This window comes from Photorhabdus heterorhabditis, from assembly GCF_001280945.1.
Lineage (GTDB): Bacteria > Pseudomonadota > Gammaproteobacteria > Enterobacterales > Enterobacteriaceae > Photorhabdus > Photorhabdus heterorhabditis.
Map to the genome: position 1 here is coordinate 1 of NZ_LJCS01000191.1, position 974 is coordinate 974.

Below are 974 nucleotides of genomic sequence, written 5' to 3' on the forward strand. Positions count from 1 at the left end.
AATCATAGGAGTAAGCGACACCAGTTTCCCAATCCACCTTAACCGTCATCCCCGGTTTCCATTTCTCCGGAGCCCGATAGCAGCAACCACCGCCACCGCCCTGATACGGCCCGATACTATCGATACCGGGATTATCATCCACACTGAACCGGTTAATCGCCCATTTAGTATGGTTAATCGCCTCAATGGTTCCTGCCTGCGCCGGAAACTGGCTACACGCCGCCAGTAACAGGCATAAAACCGACCATTTAACTCGGTGTTTTTTCATCTTTCTCTCCTTCAATAAGGCATAATCTGGCTTTGAGATACCTGTCGGCATTATTTCGGACATACTGTCGGCTCCTTCATTTCTAACGGTTCTTTAATCGGGTAGTTTGGGCTACCGTAGGCGTCACAAGAGGTCGTGACTTTAATCTGATCACAGGGCAAGAAATGCACCGTAATCCCGCAGGTATCTCCCCCATTCTGATAATAAGGCACCGGCACTACCTGGCTATGCTGCCGTTTCTGGGCATTTATTTTTCTATCCCATTCCAAATACTTCTCGTCGTTTTCATACCCGGGAAAATCGTCGGAGAAAGCGACACCGGTTTCCCAATCCACCTTAACCGTCATCCCCGGTTTCCATTTCTCCGGAGCCCGATAGCAACAGCCACCGCCACCGCCCTGATATGGCCCGATACTATCGATACCGGGATTATCATCCACACTGAACCGGTTAATCGCCCACTTGGTATGGTTAATCGCGATAATCACGCCGGCCTGCGCCGGAAACTGGCTACACGCCGCCAGTAACAGGCATAAAACCGACCATTTAACTCGGTGTTTTTTCATCTTTCTCTCCTTTAATAAGGCATAATCTGGCTTTGAGATGCCTGTCGGCATTATTTCGGACATACTGTCGGCTCCTTCATTTCTAACGGTTCTTTAATCGGATAATTGGGACTATTGTAGGTAGCACAGGACGTCGTCAC

Annotated in this window: 2 protein-coding genes; both read right to left on the minus strand. The window is 49.3% G+C overall.

All coding sequences use genetic code 11. From position 1 onward, the window contains the following. Positions 1–268: DUF3304 domain-containing protein (locus tag AM629_RS21240; protein WP_152912061.1), on the minus strand; the 268-nt coding region annotated here is incomplete at its 3' end. A gap of 50 nt (positions 269–318) precedes the next feature. Next, positions 319–834 (minus strand): Tli1a family immunity protein, encoded by a 516-nt coding sequence (locus AM629_RS21245; RefSeq protein ID WP_054481784.1) that lies wholly within the window; start codon positions 832–834, stop codon positions 319–321. Between the last annotated feature and the right edge of the window lie 140 nt (positions 835–974).

Bases quoted from the DNA above. Each gene is read 5' to 3' on its own strand.
- AM629_RS21245 (WP_054481784.1), bottom strand. From the start codon at position 834: ATGAAAAAACACCGAGTTAAATGGTCGGTTTTATGCCTGTTACTGGCG.